The organism is Calothrix sp. CBUCES-K 9914 (assembly GCF_059640475.1).
The window spans coordinates 1-21,314 of the sequence record NZ_JBXXZH010000168.1; the positions used below are offsets into that span (position 1 = coordinate 1).

Below are 21,314 nucleotides of genomic sequence, written 5' to 3' on the forward strand. Positions count from 1 at the left end.
GAACTGCGAATTGCGAATTGGAGGTGACGTAGTAGGTTTTAGCTTAACTTGACGCTAATGGCAAGGATGCCCATTCCACAAGAGTTTGGATTTTACAAGAGTTTATTTTAAACAAAAAAACCGGATTTACACTACTAAATCCGGTTTCTAAAAATTTTTACTTCTAAATAATTAATTGTGTTTTTTTAAGACTCCAGGTTCATGCTGCATAGGTAAGACATCTAAAATATCTGTTTGAGAACAGTATTTAAGGTCTTCGTGACCATCAAGACGCAATAAGCGCTGTCCGTGACTGGCATGATTTAATAACCCTAAAAGGTTTTCTTGCCACTGGGAATATAGCGAAATTGCGCTTATTACTTCATCATTACCTGCTATTTGGTCTATAGATTGGTTAGTGTGCTGGCAAACACTATGGGCAATGGCGCCTGCACATACAGTATCTTCAAGTGAATAACTTCCTTCCCAACCTGAACCAACTATCCAAACATTATCTGGTTCTTTTTCCACCACATACTTTACTACCGCTGCACGGTTGATTAGTGCTGCTGCGATTACAGCACCAGCATCTTGAATTCTTTGTAAAGTTCGAGTTCCATTGGTGGTACTGATAAATAAACGCTTTCCATGTACTAACTCAGGAGTACAGTCGAGGGGAGAGTTGCCTAGATCGAACCCAGGAACTCTGGCGCCACCTCTTTCGCCGGCGCGTAGCCGTTTATCGGGGTGCCAGTTTTCACTCTCTTGCATTAATTTATCTAAATCACTAAACACTTGCACAGCTTCGCCTCCAGCCGCTAAAACTGTGGCAATAGTGCTTGTTGCCCTTAATACGTCAACTGCGATGGCACACTCGGGTACTTCGCGGTTAGGAGTTTGTTCCGGAGTGTGATAAACAAATAGCTTCACGCTCTGTATAGACCTGATTTTATATTTATTGTCGCTCTGAACATTCTAAGCTAATTGATGCAATCAACTAGAATCGCAGCACCTGAAACAATTTATATTGTTTTTGTGTTACTCATTTATCTACCTTATCTCCGCTTGTGCCTCCTGTAACTACCTTTGGGCTTACTGTCGTATAAGCTAGAAAAAGCAGAAATATACACCGTATGTGTTTGAGGTAAATTTGATTCAATTTATTGTAATTTTAAATAGTATGTATAGGAGTGCGTAGGGTGCGTGAAGGCTACCAAAATTTTGAATACAAAGCAAGTCTGGTAGCCTTCACGCACCAAAGCGAGTTATAGGGAGTGCAGTATGCTTGTAAAATCCTATTCGCTAAAATCCAAAATTCAAAATCCAAAATCCAAAATCCAAAATCCTATGGCGCCTTTACCTGAGTATCGTCCTAAACAGCTTTCAGTTGGTCCACTGGAAGCGGAAATATTAAATATTGTTTGGGAACTCGATTCCGTTACCGTTAAAGATGTACATGACCGTATCTTGGCTGACCCTAACCGAGAACTGGCCTATACTTCTGTGACTACCGTGCTGCGTCGTCTCACTGACAAAGGATGGCTCAAGTGCGACAAGTGTGGACGCGCGTTCTACTGGCGCCCGTTACTCACAAAACAACAGGCAGAAGTAATTAAAGCACACGAACAGCTACAGCGATTTTTAGCAATTGGCAACCCTGATGTGATTGCAGCTTTTGCTGATAGCCTTGATCAAGCAAGTAGCGACCAAATTCAAGCTATTGCCAAACGCATACAGGATGCACGCACAGCAAGAGAGGAACAATCATAATGCATCTAATAATCATTCTCACATCATTGATAACCGCTTGGTTAATACGACGCACTGCAACTTCAATATCTACATCTACTAATATCCGAGTTCACTGGCGCCAAACACTATTAAAGTTTCTTTTTCCACCTTTACTAATTTTTACAACCGTTGTTGCACTTTTGTGCATGGGTCCTCAAGGTCGAATGGGTATTTGGCAAACAGGTTGTTTGAGCTACGCTTTGGCTGTTACTAGTCTGGGTTTTTTCAGCTTTTTATTTGCAAAATTAACGTATAACGGGTGGCAATATATACACTCTATAAGTGCGTGTCCTCAAGCTGAAATTGGAAATCAAACAGTCAAAATTCTCGATACACAAGCACTTTTTGCCGGACAAATCGGTTTTTGGAAATCCGAGCTTGTCATTAGTAAAGGTTTATTGGAAAGTCTTTCATTTCCTCATTTAGAAACAGTTCTTGCTCACGAGCAAGGACATTATCATTACCACGATACATTTTGGTTTTTCTGGCTTGGTTGGATGCGCGAATGTACTTCTTGGTTGCCCAATACAAAGGTTCTATGGGAAGAACTACTCATATTACGCGAACTGCGTGCCGATGCTTACGCCGCTTCCAGAGTTGACAACCTACTACTTGCTGAGTCTTTGTTATTCGTTGTTTCAAGACAGGCGCCGTTAGAAATAGCCAAAGTAAAGGGCGAAGTATTTTGTGCAGCTTTAGGTTCATCAAGTCACGGTAAACGTTTAGAACAGCGTATTGAAGCTTTACTCAACCAAACGGAATCTGATGCACAACCAACACAATTTAGTTCACAATATTGGTATCTGTTTTTGTTCGCACTGCTACCAATGATGACTGTGTTGTTTCACCAGTAACTACTCTTGATCAAATCAGCTAGTGATTGATTTTGGAAGCATCCATTTTCCAAATGCGTTCGAGAAATTCTACATCTGAGCATTTCTTTGATTTGCGCTTCATAACGACTTGCGTTATCATCCGCGTAATTGCGAGAAATATCAACATAACTGCTAACCCTCCCAAATAATCACATACTGTTAGTGACTGTATTGTTTGAGTCATTCTTACTGTCGGCGCCACTTCAGTGTGCTGGGGTGTTGCAGAAGTCATGGAAACGTCTTGATTGTTGTTAATAGGTGTGTCAGAGGAGTTCATATCTATTTCCCTATTTATAGAGTTTTAAGTTGGTTTGGTTACATAGAGGGTGACATAGGTGAACGATGTAAGTTTAAATACTTACTCAATAGTTCTTTATAGACCTGATGTAGAATAAAGCCTCTATTTATTTCTATAGAGGATGTTCCGAGATTTTTATGCAATTTTTCAAGAAACTTTAAGTTTATAGATAAAAAACAGGATTTACGTTTTGCCAAAGCCAAAGCGTTGTAGAAAACCGCGTTTCTGGTTCTTTGGCTTTTGAGTTTTATTTGGGTTTAATCTAAATCTACTCAGAAAACCCTTACGCTTTTGTTTTTGCTGCACTTTTTGTTTTTGTTTGGGTTTGCGGTCTTTGGGCTTAAACCCAAATCGTTCTAAAATCCCTTTTTTCTTGTTCTGGGCAATCAACACCCCTTGAGTATTCGCCTTAAAAAACTCATTCCCATTGAATTTACTGATAGTAGGTATTGTATCATTTCTATTCAATGCCAATACTGGGGAACAAACTAAAGAAAACATTAAGATTAAAATCAATGAGGCTTTACTGACACGCTTCATTTTCTACGCTGCTATATGATTCCAGCAGATAGTCTAGCAATTATGTTTGTGAAAGTAGCAATGTAGCTTTACACATAGATACAATTTGTGGTCTTGACTAGCAGTAATATGAAAATACTAGTATTAAATGCAGGTTCGAGCAGTCAGAAAAGTTGCTTATACGAAATAGAAGCTGATATCCCAGCATCTGCACCTAGACCTATTTGGGAAGCAAAAGTTGACTGGACTCATCAGGATTCGTCGGTTGATTCATTGGTTGAAATCGAAATAAAGACTCTTGAAGCGGAAGTTAAGGAAAATATATCAAAGTTATCGCGTCCTGAAATTATTACTCACGTGCTTGATACTATGTCTCAAGGCTCCACCAAGGTTATAAACGACTTATCAGAAATAGATATAGTTGGGCATCGAGTTGTACATGGTGGTCAAGAATACAAACAAAGTGTACTAATTACGCAGTCTGTTATAGACACTATCAAATCTCTTGTTAGTTTGGCGCCATCTCACAATCCAGCTAGTTTAGAAGGTATTGAAGCGATTCAAAGATATTTGGGCGATGTCCCACAAGTTGCAGTATTTGATACATCATTTCATAGTAATATGCCTGATGCTGCGGCGATATTTCCAGTTCCAAAAGAATGGGTATCCCAAGGTATTCGTCGCTATGGTTTTCATGGTATTAGCCATCAATACTGTACACAACGTGCGGCAAAAATTCTCGGTAAAGACTTGAGCTTACTCCGGATAATTAACTGTCATCTTGGTAACGGTTGCTCGCTCGCAGCGATTCAAAATGGACGCAGTATCGATACAACAATGGGTTTTACACCTCTTGATGGCTTGATGATGGGGAGTCGTTCTGGTGCTGTTGACCCAGGTGTACTTATACATCTAATGCAAAAACACAATTACACGGCAGCAGAGCTTGATAAAATTCTGAATAAATCCTCTGGTTTACTCGGAGTTTCTGGTGTTTCCGCTGATATGCGGCAAATTCGCGATGCTATATCCGAAGGTCATGAGTCAGCACAGTTAGCATACGACATTTACATACACCGCATCAGATACTATATCGGCGCCATGCTCGCTAGCTTACAGGGTATAAATGTATTGGTATTTACTGCTGGGGTTGGCGAAAATTCTCCAGACGTGCGTTTAGATGTCTGTGAAGCTTTTGGTTTCTTGGGTTTGCAGATAGACTCCACTCTTAACCAAAGTAAACCAATTGATATCGATATCGCTCTTCCATCAAGTAAAGTCCGGGTTTTGGTAATACACACACAAGAAGATTGGCAAATCGCTTGTGAATGCTGGAATCATAGTACCTTAAATAAAAGTTAAGTATTATCAACAAGTCTAAATAAATGTAAATATAATTATGAGAAACTTAGTTTATGGATTCTATGTGCATAAGTCATAATGCCGATAATTTTTGTTACATCGGTAGATGGACACATGAGCAGAAAAGTTCTACAATCTGAACTGCGAAGCGGTAAGTTAACTTATTGCTTAATCGATATAACAATAGTAAAGATTAGTTAAGATTTTCAAGTCATAAAACTTTTACCAGGGTTTCTTATAAAACTCAAAACCTACTAAGCAAAAAGGATACAAAACAAATGACCGTAAAGCTAATTTTAGTCGGATTAACTGTTGTCTTCACTTTCGCTTGTCTATTCTTTGGCACTAAGAATGGATTTTATGATTCGGACAATTATCACGGTAATGGGTCTGCACATTAAATCAGTTGTGAAGACGCGATATTAAAGACGCGACATTAAAAGACGCGACATGTCGCGTCTCTACATCAGTAATGGGAGGGAAAGGATGAGCGACCGCATTTCGGTATCCTCCCAGTATGATACTGGGGAACCGATATGTGAATTAGAGTGCGTACCGTATGGTGTTCACCATGACGGTGAAGGTGTTTGTCTGTTATTACGGTTAGGACAACATCGCATTTTGCTTGACTGTGGACTTAGTGATATTTCCTCTTTAGTTAAGGGGTTAAAAAAATCCGCACGTCCAGGCAGTTCACCAGTACCAGCGGATTTTGCTGTCGTTAGTCATGCTCACTCCGACCATGCGAGAGGTTTATTAAAACTACACGAAACATTCCCACTGTTACCTATTTACGCAAGTGAGGTAACGAGCAAACTGCTTCCTCTTAATTGGTTGGAACGTGAAGACAAAGAAAATTTAGTTTTTTGTCAAGCTTTGCCGTTGCGTACTCCTATTGAACTTAAAGATGGTTTAGTTGCTGAGTTATTTCCTGCTGGTCATTTACCCGGCGCCGTCGCGACTCTACTTACTTACACAACACCACAGCGCACTTACAAACTTTTATACACGGGTGACTTTTTCTTATCTAACTCCCGTTTAGTTGAGGGTTTGCGTTTAGAAGAATTGCGAGGGCTAGAGTTGGATGTTTTGATTATTGAAGGTTCGTATGGCACCGCGCGTCATTCGCACCGTCGTAACCAAGAAAACCAACTGGCAGAACGAGTTAACCGTGCAGTTGCAGATGGTTATTCTGTATTAATGTTGACTTCTGCTCTTGGTTTAGGGCAAGAAATGTTAATGCTGCTTCGTAGTCATCATCATTTTACTGGACGTGACTTGGATATCTGGGTAGATGACACGGTTGCTGTTGGTTGTGATGCTTACCTTGAACTTTTACCACATCTACCTCCGTCTGTCCAAAATTTTGCTCGACATCAACCGTTATTTTGGGATGAGCGAGTCCGTCCGAGAGTTCGACGCTTGCATCCTGCCTCACGTTCAATTGTCGGTAAGTCTTCTTGTATCGTTTTAACTGATTCTTATCAAGTTGATATTAACGAATACTGCCAGCTTGATACAGGCCCTTGGCTAATTATGGCGCCTGAAAAAGTTGATATACAAATTAGCAATCAGCTAGCACGACTTGTAAACGTCGAAAATTATCTTCTTGCTCAACACAGTGATGGCCCAGGTACAACACAATTAATTCATAATCTCCGACCGCAACACGTCATATTCGTCCACGGTTCACCGACTTATCTGGCTGACTTGACAAGTCTTGAAGAATTACAAAACCGTTACCACGTACATTCACCCATCGCTGGTGTATTAGTTAACCTACCTATTGGCGATACGTTTTTACAACCTGCTCCGCCGGAAACTAACTATGAAGGTGAGCTTACGGAGCTAAATTCAGTAGTATCTATTACATTACCTGATGCAGTCACCGCAGACCCACGTTGGCGCCAGTTTGCCGATACAGGATTGATTGAAGCGCGATGGCAAGGTGAAGAGTTGGTACTTAGAGGTATATCGCAGCGAGAGTTGTTAAGTCAAAATAACGATAAATTTATTTGGCATGATGTAGACTGCTGTGGAACCTGTCGTCACCAAAGAGGTGGACGATGTTGGAATACCGCTTCACCACTATATAACTTTCGAGTCACGCTTGAAGGTTATTGTCCCGCGTTTGAAAGTTTGAACAAAGAACGCTCGGATTAATTGCAACGGATACTACGGATGTAACGGATAATTTCTTAATTACAAACAAGACTTAATTGATTCAAAATTAACCATCCGTTGTATCCGTTGCAAAAAATATAACCCCTCACTATAGAGATAGAGAGGGGTTACTACTGCGATTGCGAGTTTTGCTTTAAATTGGAACTGAAATGAATGGAGGTTTAAAGAATGAAAATCTGAAGGAAACGCTTTTTACAACGGAAACTCATAAAGAGCGGGTTTGAAGTAGAATTTATTCTGGATTTGAGTCGGTGTAACGGTTGCGGATGCGCTCTGCTTCCGGACAGTCTTCTGTTATAAGTGGCTCAACATTGCCACGAGGTACAGAAGACAATTTTTGTGTTACAGCACCTATACTCTCAAGTCGAACCATTTCTTCCCAAGAGCAAACTTCGTCTTCTTCATCTGTTTCATATCTCAGGGTAACTAAATCTCCCTCAATGTCTATAATGCGGGCACGCTCTATCCAGCGTTGCTGATCACGCAAGAAAACACAAACCTCACGCCCATCGCAGCACAATTGATAAATCTTGCGGTGTAGCATTTAATGCTTCTGCCTTTTTAAACGAAGTTTAAATTTTTCTAAATCTGGGTATTAACCCTACTGAATAGCACCGTTTTGATGTCCGAAAGACTGACATATCAAAAGGGCTTTTACTTGAGTCAAGTTAATGACTTGTTTGTTTTGACGGTTTTGGACAATTTAATGCATTCACAGACGGCGCGAAAGCTTGCTTATCTTTAAACCGGGTATAAGAGTTAGAATATCTACCTCGTAAAAATCATATAAGTCAGGATTTTTTCTTACCAGATTAATCATCACTGGCGAGTCCTTACTTGTGTTACGTAATAAATTATACTCTATAATTAGAGCTAATTGCGGTTGCGTGAGTTGCCGACTTGTAGTTTTAGGCATCGTTGGGAACTCTGGGGATTATCTTTGGTTCACACCCCTATGTATTTGATCTTAGCTCATTCTCAAGCTGTCCTAAATGATTTTGAGCAACATAAATACAACAGTTTTCAGAGTTGAGTCGTTTTTTTGTTAAAGAAACGTTAAGAATGCGTATACCTATAAGCATAAGAGCGACTAATTTGAAACAACTATAAATAAATTAGATATATCTTGGACTACCGTAACTGTCTAATCAATTCAAGCAACAAATTTGACGATGCTTCTTGCTTCACTTGACCCGCTAACACAGCTTCACTTAATTTAACCAAAGCTTTTAGGTCTTCGGGTTGATAACTTCTTGTGGCTATCACTTGGTGGAGAAGACCTTCGGATTCAACACTTAAATATCCTGTCTGGAAAGCAGACTCTACTAAGGCACGAATCATATTTGACACATCAACCGGAAAGATTAATTATCTCTACTGTGGAATACTTTTATCTGTTTTAAGTTGATATGAGTCAGTTAACATTAGTGATTAAAATCACATACATTCCCCAGGTAGCTGTTTGAGTATAAGCATCGTTCTAAAAATATTACACTCGTAATAATCGCTTTAGTAAACAAAAGTGCATGTAATTTAAAATACTTTTTGTCAAGTATTAACACGTAAAATAAATGAGGTATTTTATCGGGAAAACAAGCGAAAATCCTCATCAAGCTGGCTTAAGAGTGAAGGAACGCCAGCTAGCTCAAATTTTTGCACTAAACGATTACAAGCAGGACGCTCAGTAGCGTAATGTCCGGCATCAATTAAAATGACTTTGTGGTCGCGACTTTCTTGAAAAGCATGAAACTTGCAGTCCGAAGTCAAATAAGCTTCGGCGCCAGTACGGGCAACATCTGAAATAAAACTGGCGCCGGAACCTCCCAAAACAGCAACCCGTTCTATGGTTTGGTCTAACTTGGCAGGTGAGTACATTAAATTTGGGGGTGAAAGCCGAGCTTGGATGAGCGCGAGTAGTTCATTTAATGATGTTGGTGCTATACTCCCGACTCGCCCATATCCCAAACCGTTCTGAGTTGGCACTATGGGAGTAGTTTCTTTCAGTTCAAGAATTTGCGCTAAAACATCAGCAGTGCCATCCTCAACTTGGTCGAAGTTGGTGTGGGCTGAGTAGATACCTATATTATTGATAAATGCCAAACGTACCATCTCGCCAACTGCATCTCCAGCACGTAGCGACTTGGAAGGGTGAAAAATTAAAGGGTGGTGGGCAAAAATTAAATTGACTCCAGTGAGTGCCTCACGTAAAGCAATAGCTTCTTGCATAACAGCTAAAGTCGGTGTTAAACAAACGAGTACATTTGCAGTTTCGTGTAACACCCCTGGTTCAACTTGCCAACCACAGTTATCCCATTTTTCTTGCCAAGCTGGGTTTGCCCAAGCTTCAAACCAGTTAATTAATTCTAAAATTTTCATTATTGCCTTTCTTATCCTCGTTTTCCATCAAACAATTTTAACGATACCTGTTCACGAAGTTGGTCAAAAGGTTTATCCCATATAGTAGTAGCGTCCCAATTCCATGCAGTTACAGGTATCAGCTGATATTTAGCCAGATGCGTTAGTAACCTATGCTCGTTTTGAGGGTCACGTGAAAAACGGAAAGGGTTGCGGTAGCTGTGCGCGTCGATTTGATGGTAACGTGTGTCATCCAGACTAATTCGATGTAATAATTCTTTACCTTTACTATGTAAATAATCCAAAAAAATTGGATTAAAAGGTTGAATATTAATTCTATTTACTGGGTCTTTTTGTACCCAGCGTGCCCATTCAAAACCATATGTTAAATCATGCACATAAGGAAAACGTATTTCGCGCTCGCATCCAAACATGGACATTAGCTCTACAATTTTATTAGTAAAAATTTCCAAAAATGTTATTGCTCCTTCTTTATAGTTCAAAGCTTGTTCGAGCATACTACATATCATGAAATCAAAATCCCAGAATATATTTTCTGGAAAATGCCTTAATTGGGCGCCAAGTATACAGTTAAGGGCATTAAATATACATTCCATCAAATCAGTATCGTCGGTTCTTTCTGCTACAATATTTCCAATATCTCGAAAACTCGTAGCTAACTTTTTATGAGGATTTAATGACAAAGGTGTAATTCCATGTTGAGTAATATTTTTGTCAAGTATTTCAAAGTTATAAGACGATACTAAATTTTGCTTTATCATAGGGTTTTGAATGATTTATTTTAGGATTTGAGGATTTTGGATTTTCCTGATACTGAAGTAGAGAGGTTATTTTTCACTACACACCAAAATATAAAATTGTTTGTACTAATAACGCATTAATATGCTTCAAAAATTATCATAATTTAAAATTAAATAAAACTATGTGAACATTCTTATAAATCTATTTCTATTTGTTGCAATCAACTATATTTCAAAAAAATATATAAGCAAATATACTTAGTTGTGGTAGGATTCCCAGGCGCCACAATATAAACAGTCGTGCAGTTCAAATACCACAGATTCTAGGATGTCAACAGTGCTTACAACAATCAATGCTCTCAAGCAACCTACAAGTCAAGACTGGGTTGAACAAGCTATAGCCAACCTCGACATTGTGTTACTCGACCACTCGCACTGCGAGCGAAAAGCGGCGGGTGTAGCCTTAAACTTTATGTTTCGCTACCCGTCAAATACAAAGATGGTAAGAGAACTAACGAAAATTGCCCAAGAAGAGCTAGAACACTTTGAGCTAGTGAACCAGTGGCTAGAACGGCGAAACATTCCTTTGGCGCCTCTACCACCACCACCTTATGGAGCGGGGTTAAAAGCGCAAGTACGTCCTAATGAACCACATAGATTTTTAGATTCACTACTTGTAACAGGGTTAATAGAAGCACGCAGCCATGAACGTTTAGGCTTATTGGCCACACATTGCCCAGAACCTGAACTAGCGAAGTTTTACAAAGGTTTAATGGCTTCAGAAGCAAGACACTTTGGTATGTACTGGGTGCTAGCCGATACTTACTTTGACCGTGAAGTTGTAATGCAGCGACTCGATGAATTAGCAGTAGTAGAAAGTGAATTACTAGCCACCTTGCACCCAGAACCAAGAATTCATAGTTGAAAACCCTCTTCTCTGTGTACAGACGTGATTAATCGCGTCTCGACGTGTCGAAATCAGAAAAATGTATTTATTACCGCAAATTCGCGGATTTGGAATAGGAAAATATTTGTTACAACAGCTAGAAGAAACTATAGCGTCGCACGGTTTTGAGCAAATTTGGATAGAAACCGCCAGCATTCTCGTTGAAGTTGTAAAGCTATACGAATCTAATGGTTATGAAGCAGCAACAGGAGTTGAAACAGCGCACCGCACGTGCGAATTTAGGAGTTAGGAGAGTGTGTTGGTCAAAAATTTCCTTAATTTGTTTTTGAAGTCGAACTGTCCACTTTGCGCGCGTCCGACATCAAGTCAAATTTGCCCGAACTGTATAAAACAACTACAAAAATGTCAGTTTAATGATTCTTGTGTTTTGTGGAAACAACCCTTACCCGTTTATGCTTGGGGCGCCTATGGTGGTATTCTCAAACGAACTATTGCAGTAATGAAGTACGAAAAAAACCCAGACATTGGACTTCTTCTTGGTCAGTGGTTAGGACAGCAGTGGCAAACAAACTCACCAATACAAACCCAATTCCAAAAATTAATAGTTATTCCCATACCCCTTCACCCAAATAAATTAAAAAACCGGGGTTTTAACCAAGCAGAGCGAATTGCTCAAGGGTTCTGTAATGTTACTGGTTTCAAACTCCAACATGGACTGCAACGAATACAAGATACTCAAGCACTGCATGAGTTATCTCAATACGAACGTCAAAAAAGCTTGAGCGGCGCCTTAGCCGTCAAAAATCCACACCACATTAAAACACAAGTACTAATTATTGATGATATCTACACAACAGGCGCCACTACTCTTGAAGCAGTAAAAACACTGAATCAAGCTGGAATAGAAGTTATCGGTGTTGCAGTAACAGCCGCACCAACTAAATATAATAAATCAGAAAATTCCTAGGCAACTCAGGCAGGGAAAAACTATAATTAACAAAAATATATACTTGCTTATTGTGGAAAAAATTATTGAAACTTCAGCGGTTTTAAGGCAACTAGCTATTATTCCTACCACTATACTGGCTGTTGGAATAAGTACAACCGCAAGTTTTGCTCAAGTCAATAAAGTGTATAATCCTTTACCCTTGCCATCAACATACGAAGTCACAGATTCATTAACCGAAAGAGATATCCCTACAGGTCAGGGTGGCTTCGCGCGTGATTACACGGTGAAGCTAAAAAAGGGGGAAAATTTAGCAGTAGACCTCAATTCCGACAGTTTTGACAGCATTATTACCTTACTTGGTCCCAACGGAACTACTGTAGCAGAAAACGATGATGGTCCGGATGGCAGCAGTAACTCCTTATTATTTACCCGAATTAACGAAACCGGAAGCTACATTGTTCGCGTCCGTTCGTTTGGAGAAACCGGAGTTGGTGCATTCAAATTAAAAGTCACGCGATTACAGCCAGTCAAATAAGAGTGCTGAGTGCTGAGTGCTGAGTGCTGAGTGCTGAGTGCTGAGTGCTAACTCCTAACTTAACTCAGCACTCAGCACTTTCTACTCAGCACTCATTAAAGTCATAGTGCATAGAAACAGTGCTTCTGTCCACTCAACGACGGCGCCATAAGTATCGCCTGTGTGTCCACCCAATTTATGGTTAAACCAGGCGCCTACAATTATGGACAGTATGATACCTAATAGTACAGAAAATGATACACATATGAGATTTTGGGGGTTGATTACAACTTGAAGGATACTTACTCCTAAAAGTAATAGTAGTCCCGGCAGTAAATCCAATGGCACACGTATCGCTTCTTTATGAAAAGCACCTTTTCCTGTGGGCTTTAAATACGGGTAACGCAAAATAGCCAGTACTTGTGCCCAACGTCCCCAACCACATGCGGCAATAATTACAAACCAAGGTTTCTCAATGTCGTTGAGTGCTGCTGCTTTCAGAAATATAATTAGGCAAGCAGCCATTGCTCCAAAGGCGCCTGTTGCACTATCTGCCATTACTTCTAATCGTCGTTCTGGGTTTGTCACGGCTAAACCATCGGCTGTATCCATTGCACCATCTAAATGTAATCCTCCTGTAATCCAAACCCAAGCTGCTATAACTAGCACGCTGCGCGTTAGCGTTGGTATACCTATCCAACTCAAACTAATTTCCAACAGTGTTAGAATTGCACCAATTATCAAACCCACTGCTGGAGCAAACCGCGCGACTTCTGTGAAAGTTAATCCTTCTATATGTGGCAACTGTACGGAAGTATAAAATAAAACACTCGATAAGAAACTTAACAATAAGCCTTTCCACCAATGCCAAATCGTTGTCATATTAGTTACATTTATAATGTTGTTGGTAATTTTGAACAGATGAACAAGCAAGCGTTTAGTTTATACATGGGTATCAATAGTTTTTTTAAAGCTTTTGATAAGATTGGCGCCTCAAAGGAACTCCAGTCAAAAAATTTTGTTATGCTAATCCCATAGTTATCTAAATGGATACAAGTATAAAAAAACACTTTTATTTAGCGAATGCTAAGTAGCTGACAGTTTTGTGTTACCGATTTCGGCTAATAATAAATTACAATTTATTAGGTGAAAACCCTACATTTAACAAATTAATATTGATAATAATTAAAATGCAGGGGGTCAACAAAGCTGTAACATTTTTTTAGTTAGCGTTGTTGTAAATAATCTTCTAGCATTAACTGTTCTACTATGACTCATCATCTACCTGATACTAAAATACCAGCCCCGTGCATAATAAACACAGGCGTGATTGTCAACAAGTTGGATATGCGACGACTGCTAATCGATTTAGGGCGTGTTCGCTATGTCTATATTTTGGATGGGCATGTGCATAGCGAGGGTGAGGGGGATGTTCTGGAAGTATTTGCCAACTCGCAGCGTTCAACCTTGGTAGCAAACCAAGCGCTGTATCTGAATGTTTGCAGTTTCGACTATTTGGAACTCAAACAAACCCCTGAGAAGGAAACTCATTTTGACTTAGTACAAGAAGGATGGCGCCTACGTTTGATTCCTCTCTCCACTCCTTTACAGGAACGACGTGACCGCAATATGAATGTAACCGCGATTGAAGCAATGATGGAGCAGGTACTTTCCGCGCGTTGGGATGCGGAATTTGATGACGATAGCTCTGATATGTTTTGAGGAAGTAATACATTACATTTTTTTAATACAGATTAAAAATTCCCTTAAAATAACCTTTGTCTGGCTCAATAGCTTTTATAAAGGTTAATTTTATTTTGACTGCTAACTTTTGTTTCGAGTGTATTGCACAGTGCAATCACACGAGTGCGCGAGCAGGTGTATTTCACACTCCGCATGGTGTTGTTGAAACACCAAGATTTATGCCGGTTGGAACGCTCGCTAATGTAAAAACCATGACTCCAGCACAGCTTCAGGACACTGGAGCGCAAATGGTGTTATCTAACACGTATCATTTACACCTTCAGCCTGGAGAAGCGATTGTAGCAGGTGGTGGGGGGCTGCATAAATTCATGGGTTGGAATCGTCCGATGCTGACTGATTCTGGTGGCTTTCAAGTTTTCAGTTTAAGCGAAATGCGAAAAATAACTGAAGAGGGTGTAACTTTTCGTTCGCCTCACGATGGTCAAATTATCAAGCTAACACCTGAAAAGTCTATCGAAATTCAAAATACTTTAGGCGCCGATGTGATAATGGCGTTTGATGAGTGTCCACCTTATCCAGCAACTCGCGCAGAAGTCGAACTAGCAACCGCACGAACATACCGTTGGTTAGAGCGTTGTATTGCTGCACATCAGCGTAGTGACCAAGCGCTGTTTGGTATAGTTCAGGGTGGAGTGTATTTAGATATGCGCGCGGCTGCTGCATCTAATTTAGCAGGATTTGATTTACCAGGTTATGCAATTGGTGGTGTCAGTGTTGGAGAACCACCCGAACTTATACACCAAATTGTTCAAGCAACGGCACCGCTATTACCTTACAATAAACCCCGTTACTTGATGGGAGTTGGAACATATCAGGAAATGGCGGTTGCTATTGCATCAGGTATAGATTTATTTGATTGTGTAATACCTACGCGCTGGGCACGTCATGGAACAGCAATGGTACAAGGTGAGCGCTGGAACTTAAAGAATTCAAAGTTTCGTGAAGATTTTACTCCTTTAGACGAAACTTGTCCTTGTTACACGTGTCAAAATTTCAGCCGTGCTTACATATCACATTTAGTACGTTCTCAAGAAATTCTTGCCTACACACTGTTATCCATCCACAACATCACCGAACTTATCCGCTTTACTCAAAAAATCCGCCAAAGTATAATAAACGGTACTTTTGCCACCGACTTCGCCCAATGGCTAGATACAACTAATCAAAACTCAACACTCAGCACTTGAAGATTCTTAAGTTTTGTAAACTCGGCACTCAGCATTCAGCACTCTGACACTAATTGCATGTTAAGATACATCTCAAATATTAAAGCTGTGTTTGGATAGGTGGATTTAATTAACATGGAAGCTACATTGTTGTTGGCAAAACTGCCAGAAGCATATCAGATTTTCGACCCGTTGGTAGATGTTCTACCAATTATCCCTGTGTTCTTCTTACTTTTAGCCTTTGTTTGGCAAGCAGCAGTCGGTTTTCGGTAATTGATTCGTGATTAACTCGTGATTAACTAATATCTAGGCAGGTGAATTATTCGCCTGTCTTATTTTTTTCAGATTCCCGACTTCTTAAAGAAGTGGGAATCTGGAAATTTAATATAAATTAACAAAATTTAATAAAGCTTAATATAATGCATATAATTAGGTAACAAAGTAAGTTGTTTGTAGTTTGTAATTAAATTAGACGGTTTGTGAGGTAAAAAATAATGGGCAACATGAATTTCGTTAAGGAGAGCAAAGAAGTCATAGCAGCAAACGGTGCCAACATGAGGCTTTTGGCGATGCAAAATGGAATAGATATATATAAGATGTGGGGGAAAATGATGAATTGCGGTGGTTATGGGCAATGCGGTACATGTATTGTCGAAATTACCGAAGGAATATCCAATCTTTCACCTCGCACAGACGCAGAAAATCGTATTCTCAAGAAAAAGCCAGAAAATTACCGCCTTGCTTGTCAAACTCTGGTCAATGGTCCAGTTAGTATTGTAACGAAGCCTTGAGAGATTTTTTACCTCCACTAGTGTAGTTAGTGGTATCCTAAAGTTGTTGGCTGGATTACACAGAGAGGCTTCACTACTATGCAAACTAATGATTTGGGGTTTGTTGCGACTATTTTGTTCGTATTTGTTCCTGCAATCTTTTTGATTCTTCTTTACACCGTTACCGCTAGCCGTGAAGGTGGAAAAGGTTCTTAATAATAAATTTGGTATAAAATCATGGAACCCCACATATTGTTCGTGTGGGGTTTTTGTTGAAACGCACCTTCAAATCAAACGTTCTTATGCTGCTTGTGTACGCGCGAGTAACACGGGACATGTAGCGTTAACACGAACATAATCTGAAAGTGAGGCGCCTAATAAGCGGTCTAAGTCAACAAAGCTCTTAGCGATAGAGGGACGACGGTCGGGTGAACCAATTAATAGCAGGTCAACATTATTTTCTTCTGCCAAGCGACAAATTTCTTGTCCAGCTCGACCCCTACTAGAAACAATTGCATCCTGTCCCGAACTACCGCTACTTAAAACACAACGAGCTTGCACACCATATTTCTTGGCTTCAGCAAGTGCTGCTGCCAAAACAGGGTTGTCGGCTGGGTTTACTTCAGCTTTACCTTGTTTGTTTATCCATTCGGTATTAACATTGGCAAGCAATAGTTCTGCTCCTTTGACATCTTGAATTAGGAACAAAGCTAACTTCAAACAATGTTTAGCAGAATCCGAACCGTCCATTGCTACCATAATTCGGTTAAGTTTTTTGACATAAATGTCATCTTTGACGAGTAGCATTGGACGAGACGATAATTGGAAAACGTATTGGCTAACGGAGTTCGACAAAATTGACTGTAACCGTTTTAGTCCGCGCGAACCCATAATAATCAAGTCTGCTTCGATTTCATCTGCTACTTGACAAACTACGTCTTTTGGTTCTCCTTGACGTAAAATCGAAGAAACGCGACTAGGGTCTAAATTTAGGTATTGAATTGCATTCGCTAATATTTTGCCTCCTTCTTCCCACTTTGCCGTCATTGTCGTTGCGTTTGTTTGCGGAGGTACTACATGCAGTATAGTAACCGAGGCGCGCTTTGCAGCTGGCAGGTCAGCGAAAGTTTTGAGCATTTCTTCTGCATGTCCTAGTCCAGAGACAGCTAGCAATATTTTTTCTATCATCTTATTTGTTCAGGTTCAGAGTTTGGGTGGTAATCAGCATTTTTGCGTAAATAGACACTATCAATCTACAGCCAAAGCATTATTGACTGCTGATTAATACGTGTTTCCCTTATATGTTTATTTACGCAGAATTATTGTTTATTTTGTTTGGGTAGAAGCAGATAAACGACTGAAATCACAGGAGCAAATAGTGCCTTATAAATGTACTATTTACAAGCTGTTATGCATCTCTTGTTCGATTATGTTTATCTACTTACCTTTGAGTATACTCTATTATTTTCTAATAATAAGTTTAACAATCGTTATCTAGGCTATTAGTTTTAATCTATATTTGTAGATTTTAATTAATCAATATTATAAAATTTGTTGCAATTTGCACAGACAAAATACAAATTAATTAATTTTTGTAAAAAAATAGTAATACTTTTCTAGCTTTCTGTTGTGCAAATGTTAACTTTTCTATAAACTCATTAAGTTAATTTCATATTAAAATTAATTAACAATACGGTACGTATCGCTCGATTAAAGCCAACTAGTTGAAGATAACGGAGATGCTCAAGTTTATCCAAAAAGGGATATTTACAACGCAGGTAGGAATTATATAAATAAAAATAATGCTGAATCTATAACTAATATTGGATGTGATATACACTGTTGGAGTCAACTTCGTTTAGAGGAAAGACAAAGGAAACAAGAAAGAGAGCATAAAAAATAATAATTAATTGCCTTATTCATGTAATCAAACGGCGCCCAATATTAAATACTGGCACCCATATTTCACAATTAGTGTGATGGTAATTGTTACGTATCGCCACTTTACTGGTTGAAAAGACGGTCACTCGCTTCGCTCGAATTCAAAATTTTGAATTGTTGAGGTCATGTTACCCTCAAGTCTTGCTAATCATTTATAAGTAGAGCCTATACCTAAACAATGCTTTTACGGTAAACTGTCTATAAAGTACAATTTTTCTATGAAGTTTCAGTGGAATCCTGAAAAAGCAGTATCCAATGAAAAAAAACACGGTGTATCTTTTGAGGAAGCCGTAACAGTTTTCGCAGACCCGCTAGCAATTACAATAGACGATCCTGACCACTCAATCGGCGAGTTACGTTTTCTAACAATTGGTCAATCGATGATGTATCGCCTTCTGGTAGTATCGCATACTGATTAGCGCTCGCCCAGCAACTCGACAGGAGAAAAGAAATTATGAGTCAGGAGAATGAGCAAGAAATTAATGATGAAATGCGTACAGAGTATGATTTTTCGGGTGGTGTTCGAGGAAAGTACTACCAAGCTTTTACACAGTCAAGTAATGTTATAATTCTTGACCCAGATGTGGCAGAAGTTTTTCGTGATTCAGCATCAGTAAACGAGGCACTAAGGCTTCTTGCTAAAATTGCTTGCGTCAGTTCCAACATAATAAAGTATTTTATAGCTGAGACGGGCAAGGATGCCCGTTCCACAAGATTTTACAGAAGATTTTGTGCTTTGAGTTTGAGGTTTTTAGGCTGCTGCTGGCGCCAACCCGTTATGACGTAATAGAGGTTCGGTGCTTGGTTCGCGTCCTCGGAAGTTTTTGAAGACTTCCATTGGGTGTTTGCTTCCACCTAGTGCTAGTACGGTTTCGCGGTAGCGTTTTCCTGTATCTTTTACTGCTTCTTCGTTTTCTAGACCTGCTTCTTCAAATGCGGCAAAGGCATCTGCGCTTAATACTTCTGCCCATTTGTAGCTGTAGTAACCTGACGCATATCCACCTGCGAAGATGTGACCGAAAGCACATAAGAATGCGTCTTCTGGTAAGGGTGGAATAATAGTGGTTGTTTTGGCAAGACGCGCACGTAGGTCTTTGGCTTTTTCTTCACCACCAGGCTGATAGCTGTTGTGAAGTTCTAAGTCTACTAAGCTAAAGTGGACTTGGCGCAATGTTGCTGTACCGCTCATGTAGTTTTTGGCGGCGAGTAGTTTTTGGTAGTAATGTTCAGGTAATGTTTCGCCTGTTTCGTAATGCTTTGCCATGCCAAATAGTGTTGGACGCTCGTAACACCAGTTTTCCATAAATTGGCTGGGTAATTCAACGGCATCCCATTCAACGTTATTGATACCTGCTGCACTAACATAATCTACTTTTGTAAGCATGTGGTGTAAACCGTGTCCAAACTCGTGGAATAAAGTTTCGACTTCATTGAATGTCATTAAGCTGGGTTGACCATCAATAGGTGGAGTTTGGTTACATACCAAATACGCTACAGGTAAACGAGTTGTGCTTGTACCATTTTGGGTTATCTTTGCCCGGTTAATACAAGTATCCATCCAGGCGCCACCACGTTTTTCAGCAGGACGACTGTATGGGTCAAGATAGAAGTACGCAATAGGGGAACCTGTATCATCAGCTATTTGGAAGTAGCGAACATCAGGATGCCAAACGGGTGCTTGTCCATCAACAGGAGTAACAGTTACACCAAACAATCTTTGTACTAACCCAAACAAACCATCGAGAACTTGAGGTAGTGGGAAGTAAGGGCGCAGTTCTTCTGCTGTAAAATCAAATTTAGCTTCGCGCTGACGTTCTGCCCAAAAACTAATATCCCAGTGTTTAAAGTCTGATGCTTCTGCGGCACCTTTTGATGCTGCAAACTGTTTTAATTCTTCTAATTCTTTTACTGCTGCATCATAAGAAGCTGCTCGTAGTTCTTCGAGTAATTTTTGTACAGCTTCAACGCTTGGCGCCATTTTGCTCTTTAAGCTAACCTCGGCATAATTCTTATAACCAAGTAAATGTGCAAGTTCTTGACGTAATTCTAAAATACGCTCAATAAGAGGATTATTATCTAACTCACCTCTTGACGCGCGTGTTAAAGACGCTTTATATACTTTTTCACGTAAATCACGACGAGTACTATGCTGTAAAAATGGACTATAGCTTGGAAAATCAAGCGTAATTACCCAAGGGCCATTTTCTGGTGTAGCATTTTCTTCTCCCGCAGCGCGCGCAGCTTGGGCAGCAAGACTTACTAAACTTGGTGGTAAACCTTGTATTTCGTCTTTGCTTGTCAACTTCAAACTAAAAGCTTTAGTCGCATCAAGCACATGGTTAGAAAACTTCGTCGAAAGTTCCGCTAACTCCATTTGAATAGCATTGAAACGTTCGCGCGCTTCTGCTTCCAAACCAATACCCGATAGTTCAGCGTCACGAATAGCAGAGTCAACAATACGCTTTTGGGCAGGTTCAAGCGTTGCCCATGTATCACTGTTACGTAGAGATTTAAAAGCGTTGTAAACAGGTTGACTTTGGCTTAATTTGTTAGAAAACTGTACTACTTTTGGTTGAACTGTCTCATAAGCTTCGCGCAACTCATTACTATTTTTTACACCCATAAGATGACTTACGGCACCCCAAGTCCAGTAAAGACGTTCGGAAATTTTTTCCAATGGTTCAACTAAACCGCTCCAAGTTGGCTGTACGTTACTTTCCAGCTTAGTAAGTTCCGCATCCAGTTCGGTTATCAACTTAGTTACCGCTGGTACTACATGTTCTGGTTTAATTTCCTCAAATGGAGGTAAACCGGAACCTTTTAATAAAGGATTACTCGATATAGTTGCTGTACTCATAGAAATTGTGTGAGACTAAGCCTGTAAAAATTGATTATTCTTATAATGTAGCGATTATGGCGGATTTTATAACTACCAGATAGCCGAACCTGGCAACCCATGTAACGGATGTAACGGATGGTTGTAGCATAGGCGTCCTCGCCTGTGCAGAATATCAGCACTGCTATTATGTATTACTGAGCGATATTTATTAAGACACCGAATGAGTAAGAAACTAAACAAAATAGACATGCTTCTATTAAAATCTTTAGCCGAAAAACCGCTTTATGGGTTAAAGATTGAAGAAGAATTTAACAAACTTTATAATTCTGATTTCACCATT

At 39.8% G+C, this 21,314-nt stretch carries 25 protein-coding genes and 1 pseudogene; 16 read left to right on the plus strand and 10 right to left on the minus strand.

The genetic code is table 11. The features are described from left to right. Nucleotides 1-171: 171 nt before the first annotated feature. Complete coding sequence (locus AC2JBO_RS29570; protein ID WP_496957205.1) at nucleotides 172-909, minus strand: 2-phosphosulfolactate phosphatase family protein; 738 nt, start codon at nucleotides 907-909, stop codon at nucleotides 172-174. A 417-nt stretch (nucleotides 910-1,326) separates the two neighbouring features. Between AC2JBO_RS29570 and AC2JBO_RS29575 the strand changes: the two genes are divergently transcribed. Together AC2JBO_RS29575 and AC2JBO_RS29580 are read left to right on the plus strand one after the other, a co-directional pair. Continuing rightward, a complete protein-coding gene (locus AC2JBO_RS29575) occupies nucleotides 1,327-1,749 on the plus strand; it encodes a BlaI/MecI/CopY family transcriptional regulator (protein ID WP_496957228.1) in 423 nt (140 codons plus the stop codon). Beyond that, the gene (locus tag AC2JBO_RS29580) at nucleotides 1,749-2,624 is read left to right on the plus strand and encodes a M56 family metallopeptidase (protein WP_496957206.1); all 876 of its coding nucleotides are present in this window, start codon (nucleotides 1,749-1,751) and stop codon (nucleotides 2,622-2,624) included. The genes AC2JBO_RS29575 and AC2JBO_RS29580 overlap by 1 nt, the downstream gene beginning before the upstream one ends. Nucleotides 2,625-2,643: 19 nt before the next feature. On the opposite strand, the gene AC2JBO_RS29585 is transcribed toward AC2JBO_RS29580, so the two are convergent. Both AC2JBO_RS29585 and AC2JBO_RS29590 read right to left on the minus strand, forming a co-directional pair. After that, nucleotides 2,644-2,922: a hypothetical protein gene (locus AC2JBO_RS29585; RefSeq protein ID WP_496957207.1), complete on the minus strand. Its 279-nt coding sequence runs from the start codon at nucleotides 2,920-2,922 to the stop codon at nucleotides 2,644-2,646. A 204-nt stretch (nucleotides 2,923-3,126) separates the two neighbouring features. Continuing rightward, nucleotides 3,127-3,483, minus strand: coding sequence for a hypothetical protein (locus AC2JBO_RS29590; RefSeq protein WP_496957208.1), 357 nt, complete (start codon nucleotides 3,481-3,483; stop codon nucleotides 3,127-3,129). A gap of 108 nt (nucleotides 3,484-3,591) precedes the next feature. Here AC2JBO_RS29590 and AC2JBO_RS29595 point away from each other — a divergent pair, with 108 nt between their 5' ends. The 3 genes from AC2JBO_RS29595 (at nucleotide 3,592) to AC2JBO_RS29605 (ending at nucleotide 6,987) form a co-directional block, all read left to right on the plus strand. Next, nucleotides 3,592-4,824, plus strand: coding sequence for an acetate kinase (locus AC2JBO_RS29595; RefSeq protein WP_496957209.1), 1,233 nt, complete (start codon nucleotides 3,592-3,594; stop codon nucleotides 4,822-4,824). 278 nt (nucleotides 4,825-5,102) lie between these two features. Then, entirely contained in the window at nucleotides 5,103-5,225 is a 123-nt protein-coding gene (locus AC2JBO_RS29600) for a DUF8629 family protein (RefSeq protein WP_496957210.1), read from the plus strand. Between the two features lie 85 nt (nucleotides 5,226-5,310). Continuing rightward, on the plus strand, nucleotides 5,311-6,987 hold the full coding sequence (locus AC2JBO_RS29605; protein ID WP_496957211.1) for an MBL fold metallo-hydrolase: 1,677 nt from the start codon (nucleotides 5,311-5,313) through the stop codon (nucleotides 6,985-6,987). 253 nt (nucleotides 6,988-7,240) lie between these two features. Here AC2JBO_RS29605 and AC2JBO_RS29610 read toward each other — a convergent pair whose 3' ends face one another. From AC2JBO_RS29610 to AC2JBO_RS29625, 4 genes are all read right to left on the minus strand, one after another. Next, entirely contained in the window at nucleotides 7,241-7,552 is a 312-nt protein-coding gene (locus AC2JBO_RS29610; protein WP_496957212.1) for a DUF6679 family protein, read from the minus strand. A 587-nt stretch (nucleotides 7,553-8,139) separates the two neighbouring features. Then, nucleotides 8,140-8,349, minus strand: coding sequence for a hypothetical protein (locus AC2JBO_RS29615; protein WP_496957213.1), 210 nt, complete (start codon nucleotides 8,347-8,349; stop codon nucleotides 8,140-8,142). Between the two features lie 240 nt (nucleotides 8,350-8,589). After that, nucleotides 8,590-9,384, minus strand: coding sequence for a Nif3-like dinuclear metal center hexameric protein (locus AC2JBO_RS29620; RefSeq protein WP_496957214.1), 795 nt, complete (start codon nucleotides 9,382-9,384; stop codon nucleotides 8,590-8,592). Between the two features lie 11 nt (nucleotides 9,385-9,395). After that, nucleotides 9,396-10,145: a hypothetical protein gene (locus tag AC2JBO_RS29625; protein ID WP_496957215.1), complete on the minus strand. Its 750-nt coding sequence runs from the start codon at nucleotides 10,143-10,145 to the stop codon at nucleotides 9,396-9,398. Between the two features lie 307 nt (nucleotides 10,146-10,452). Between AC2JBO_RS29625 and AC2JBO_RS29630 the strand changes: the two genes are divergently transcribed. The 4 genes and pseudogenes from AC2JBO_RS29630 to AC2JBO_RS29645 all read left to right on the plus strand — a co-directional run bounded on the left by AC2JBO_RS29630 (nucleotide 10,453) and on the right by AC2JBO_RS29645 (nucleotide 12,515). Further along, nucleotides 10,453-11,049 carry a MiaE family protein gene (locus AC2JBO_RS29630; RefSeq protein ID WP_496957216.1) on the plus strand — a complete coding sequence of 199 codons (597 nt, stop codon included), beginning with the start codon at nucleotides 10,453-10,455 and terminating at the stop codon, nucleotides 11,047-11,049. A gap of 40 nt (nucleotides 11,050-11,089) precedes the next feature. After that, nucleotides 11,090-11,320, plus strand: a pseudogene (locus tag AC2JBO_RS29635) (GNAT family N-acetyltransferase); the annotation flags it as partial. A 6-nt stretch (nucleotides 11,321-11,326) separates the two neighbouring features. Continuing rightward, the gene (locus AC2JBO_RS29640; RefSeq protein WP_496957217.1) at nucleotides 11,327-11,998 is read left to right on the plus strand and encodes a ComF family protein; all 672 of its coding nucleotides are present in this window, start codon (nucleotides 11,327-11,329) and stop codon (nucleotides 11,996-11,998) included. A 61-nt stretch (nucleotides 11,999-12,059) separates the two neighbouring features. Continuing rightward, entirely contained in the window at nucleotides 12,060-12,515 is a 456-nt protein-coding gene (locus AC2JBO_RS29645; protein WP_496957229.1) for a PPC domain-containing protein, read from the plus strand. Nucleotides 12,516-12,596: 81 nt separating this feature from the next. On the opposite strand, the gene cobS is transcribed toward AC2JBO_RS29645, so the two are convergent. Further along, complete coding sequence (cobS, locus tag AC2JBO_RS29650) at nucleotides 12,597-13,376, minus strand: adenosylcobinamide-GDP ribazoletransferase (protein WP_496957218.1); 780 nt, start codon at nucleotides 13,374-13,376, stop codon at nucleotides 12,597-12,599. Nucleotides 13,377-13,763: 387 nt separating this feature from the next. On the opposite strand from cobS, the gene AC2JBO_RS29655 reads away from it, so the two are divergent. The 5 genes from AC2JBO_RS29655 (at nucleotide 13,764) to psbM (ending at nucleotide 16,410) form a co-directional block, all read left to right on the plus strand. Next, entirely contained in the window at nucleotides 13,764-14,216 is a 453-nt protein-coding gene (locus AC2JBO_RS29655) for a hypothetical protein (RefSeq protein ID WP_496957219.1), read from the plus strand. A 95-nt stretch (nucleotides 14,217-14,311) separates the two neighbouring features. Further along, a complete protein-coding gene (tgt, locus tag AC2JBO_RS29660) occupies nucleotides 14,312-15,445 on the plus strand; it encodes a tRNA guanosine(34) transglycosylase Tgt (RefSeq protein WP_496957220.1) in 1,134 nt (377 codons plus the stop codon). A 114-nt stretch (nucleotides 15,446-15,559) separates the two neighbouring features. Beyond that, nucleotides 15,560-15,697, plus strand: coding sequence for a photosystem II reaction center protein K (locus AC2JBO_RS29665; RefSeq protein WP_496957221.1), 138 nt, complete (start codon nucleotides 15,560-15,562; stop codon nucleotides 15,695-15,697). Between the two features lie 221 nt (nucleotides 15,698-15,918). Continuing rightward, entirely contained in the window at nucleotides 15,919-16,215 is a 297-nt protein-coding gene (locus AC2JBO_RS29670; protein ID WP_496957222.1) for a 2Fe-2S iron-sulfur cluster-binding protein, read from the plus strand. Nucleotides 16,216-16,293: 78 nt separating this feature from the next. Further along, the gene (gene psbM, locus AC2JBO_RS29675) at nucleotides 16,294-16,410 is read left to right on the plus strand and encodes a photosystem II reaction center protein PsbM (protein WP_496957223.1); all 117 of its coding nucleotides are present in this window, start codon (nucleotides 16,294-16,296) and stop codon (nucleotides 16,408-16,410) included. An 84-nt stretch (nucleotides 16,411-16,494) separates the two neighbouring features. Here psbM and AC2JBO_RS29680 read toward each other — a convergent pair whose 3' ends face one another. After that, nucleotides 16,495-17,382 (minus strand): universal stress protein, encoded by an 888-nt coding sequence (locus AC2JBO_RS29680; protein ID WP_496957224.1) that lies wholly within the window; start codon nucleotides 17,380-17,382, stop codon nucleotides 16,495-16,497. Between the two features lie 971 nt (nucleotides 17,383-18,353). Between AC2JBO_RS29680 and AC2JBO_RS29685 the strand changes: the two genes are divergently transcribed. Further along, on the plus strand, nucleotides 18,354-18,554 hold the full coding sequence (locus tag AC2JBO_RS29685; RefSeq protein WP_496957225.1) for a BrnT family toxin: 201 nt from the start codon (nucleotides 18,354-18,356) through the stop codon (nucleotides 18,552-18,554). 35 nt (nucleotides 18,555-18,589) lie between these two features. Continuing rightward, on the plus strand, nucleotides 18,590-18,922 hold the full coding sequence (locus tag AC2JBO_RS29690; protein ID WP_496957226.1) for a hypothetical protein: 333 nt from the start codon (nucleotides 18,590-18,592) through the stop codon (nucleotides 18,920-18,922). Here AC2JBO_RS29690 and AC2JBO_RS29695 read toward each other — a convergent pair. Further along, the gene (locus AC2JBO_RS29695) at nucleotides 18,887-20,992 is read right to left on the minus strand and encodes a M3 family metallopeptidase (RefSeq protein WP_496957227.1); all 2,106 of its coding nucleotides are present in this window, start codon (nucleotides 20,990-20,992) and stop codon (nucleotides 18,887-18,889) included. The two genes, AC2JBO_RS29690 and AC2JBO_RS29695, sit on opposite strands and share 36 nt — an antisense overlap. Nucleotides 20,993-21,314: the final 322 nt, after the last annotated feature.

What these genes read in the sequence shown, in the direction of transcription:
- AC2JBO_RS29575 (WP_496957228.1), top strand. Translation starts at nt 1,327, where the DNA reads ATGGCGCCTTTACCTGAGTATCGTCCTAAACAGCTTTCAGTTGGTCCA.
- AC2JBO_RS29580 (WP_496957206.1), top strand. Translation starts at nt 1,749, where the DNA reads ATGCATCTAATAATCATTCTCACATCATTGATAACCGCTTGGTTAATA.
- AC2JBO_RS29585 (WP_496957207.1), bottom strand. Translation starts at nt 2,922, where the DNA reads ATGAACTCCTCTGACACACCTATTAACAACAATCAAGACGTTTCCATG.
- AC2JBO_RS29590 (WP_496957208.1), bottom strand. Translation starts at nt 3,483, where the DNA reads ATGAAGCGTGTCAGTAAAGCCTCATTGATTTTAATCTTAATGTTTTCT.
- AC2JBO_RS29595 (WP_496957209.1), top strand. Translation starts at nt 3,592, where the DNA reads ATGAAAATACTAGTATTAAATGCAGGTTCGAGCAGTCAGAAAAGTTGC.
- AC2JBO_RS29600 (WP_496957210.1), top strand. Translation starts at nt 5,103, where the DNA reads ATGACCGTAAAGCTAATTTTAGTCGGATTAACTGTTGTCTTCACTTTC.
- AC2JBO_RS29605 (WP_496957211.1), top strand. Translation starts at nt 5,311, where the DNA reads ATGAGCGACCGCATTTCGGTATCCTCCCAGTATGATACTGGGGAACCG.
- AC2JBO_RS29610 (WP_496957212.1), bottom strand. Translation starts at nt 7,552, where the DNA reads ATGCTACACCGCAAGATTTATCAATTGTGCTGCGATGGGCGTGAGGTT.
- AC2JBO_RS29615 (WP_496957213.1), bottom strand. Translation starts at nt 8,349, where the DNA reads ATGATTCGTGCCTTAGTAGAGTCTGCTTTCCAGACAGGATATTTAAGT.
- AC2JBO_RS29620 (WP_496957214.1), bottom strand. Translation starts at nt 9,384, where the DNA reads ATGAAAATTTTAGAATTAATTAACTGGTTTGAAGCTTGGGCAAACCCA.
- AC2JBO_RS29625 (WP_496957215.1), bottom strand. Translation starts at nt 10,145, where the DNA reads ATGATAAAGCAAAATTTAGTATCGTCTTATAACTTTGAAATACTTGAC.
- AC2JBO_RS29630 (WP_496957216.1), top strand. Translation starts at nt 10,453, where the DNA reads ATGTCAACAGTGCTTACAACAATCAATGCTCTCAAGCAACCTACAAGT.
- cobS (WP_496957218.1), bottom strand. Translation starts at nt 13,376, where the DNA reads ATGACAACGATTTGGCATTGGTGGAAAGGCTTATTGTTAAGTTTCTTA.
- AC2JBO_RS29655 (WP_496957219.1), top strand. Translation starts at nt 13,764, where the DNA reads ATGACTCATCATCTACCTGATACTAAAATACCAGCCCCGTGCATAATA.
- AC2JBO_RS29665 (WP_496957221.1), top strand. Translation starts at nt 15,560, where the DNA reads ATGGAAGCTACATTGTTGTTGGCAAAACTGCCAGAAGCATATCAGATT.
- AC2JBO_RS29670 (WP_496957222.1), top strand. Translation starts at nt 15,919, where the DNA reads ATGGGCAACATGAATTTCGTTAAGGAGAGCAAAGAAGTCATAGCAGCA.
- psbM (WP_496957223.1), top strand. Translation starts at nt 16,294, where the DNA reads ATGCAAACTAATGATTTGGGGTTTGTTGCGACTATTTTGTTCGTATTT.
- AC2JBO_RS29680 (WP_496957224.1), bottom strand. Translation starts at nt 17,382, where the DNA reads ATGATAGAAAAAATATTGCTAGCTGTCTCTGGACTAGGACATGCAGAA.
- AC2JBO_RS29685 (WP_496957225.1), top strand. Translation starts at nt 18,354, where the DNA reads ATGAAGTTTCAGTGGAATCCTGAAAAAGCAGTATCCAATGAAAAAAAA.
- AC2JBO_RS29690 (WP_496957226.1), top strand. Translation starts at nt 18,590, where the DNA reads ATGAGTCAGGAGAATGAGCAAGAAATTAATGATGAAATGCGTACAGAG.
- AC2JBO_RS29695 (WP_496957227.1), bottom strand. Translation starts at nt 20,992, where the DNA reads ATGAGTACAGCAACTATATCGAGTAATCCTTTATTAAAAGGTTCCGGT.